1 protein-coding gene is annotated in these 1,160 nt (G+C 77.8%); it reads left to right on the top strand.

Annotated elements, in window-relative coordinates; all coding sequences use genetic code 11:
- Window positions 1-1,160 (top strand): primosomal protein N' (locus tag DZG00_RS15605; RefSeq protein WP_511172844.1); only part of this gene is annotated, 1,160 nt, incomplete at both ends.

Raw genomic sequence — 1,160 nt, 5'->3', positions numbered from 1 at the left:
CGAGCTCCCCGGCGGCGCGTGGGCGGGCCGCTGGGCCGTGACGCTCGCGCAGGCCGCCGTGCGCGTGCTCGCCTCCGGCCGCAGCAGCGTCCTCGTCGTGCCCGACTACCGCGACCAGGACCAGCTGGAGGCGGCCCTCGCCGCGCACGCGCCGGCCGGATCCGTGATCCGCACCGACGCGCGCCAGTCCGGCCCCGACCGGTACCGCTCCTTCCTCGCCGGCCTCGGCGACGAGCCCCGCATCGTCGTCGGCAACCGCTCGGCCGTCTACGCGCCCGCGCCGCGCCTCGGCCTCGTCGCGATGTGGGACGAGGGCGACCCGCTCCACGCCGAGCCGCTCAGCCCCTACGCCCATGCCCGCGACGTCGCGCTGCTCCGGAGCCGCCAGCAGGGCACGGCGCTCGTGCTGCTCGCGCACTCGCGCAGCACCGAGGTCGAGCGCCTCGTCGCGATCGGGTACCTGACGAGCGTCTCGCCCTCCGTGAACCGGACCCCGCGCGTGATCCCGACCACATCGCAGACGGGCGACGAGGGCTTCGCCCGGCAGGCGCGGATCCCGTCGGGCGCGTGGCGCGCGGCGAAGGACGCCGTGGAGCACGGGCCGGTCCTCATCCAGGTCGCGCGCCCCGGCTACGCCCCGCTCGTCGCGTGCCGCGCCTGCCGCCAGGCCGCGCGCTGCACCGTCTGCACGGGCCCGCTCGGCATGTCCACCGCCACGAGCACGCCCACGTGCGGCTGGTGCGGGCACCTCGCGGGCGACTGGCGCTGCGCGAACTGCGGATCCGACGAGCTGCGCCTCGTCACCATCGGCGCGGGCCGCACGGCGGAGGAGCTCGGTCGCGCGTTCCCCGGCGTGCAGGTCGTGCTGGCCGACGGCGAGCGCCACGTGCAGGAGGTCGACGCGGAGTCACGGCTGGTCGTCGCGACGCGCGGGGCCGAACCGGTGGCCGCGGGCGGCTACCGCGCGATCCTGCTGCTCGACGGCGAGCGGATGCTCGCGCGCGAGAGCCTGCGGGTGGGGGAGGACGTGCTCCGGCAGTGGTCCAACGCCGCCGCCCTCGCGGCACCGCGCGCGCCCGTGATGCTCGTGGGCGTCGGCGGGCAGGTCGCGCGCGCCCTCGCCACCTGGCAGCAGGCGCGGTACGCGCGCGAGGAGCTGC

Origin of the sequence: Clavibacter lycopersici (genome assembly GCF_003576405.1) — a bacterium.
Lineage (GTDB): Bacteria > Actinomycetota > Actinomycetes > Actinomycetales > Microbacteriaceae > Clavibacter > Clavibacter lycopersici.
This window is presented reverse-complemented; position numbering and strand designations above follow the sequence as displayed.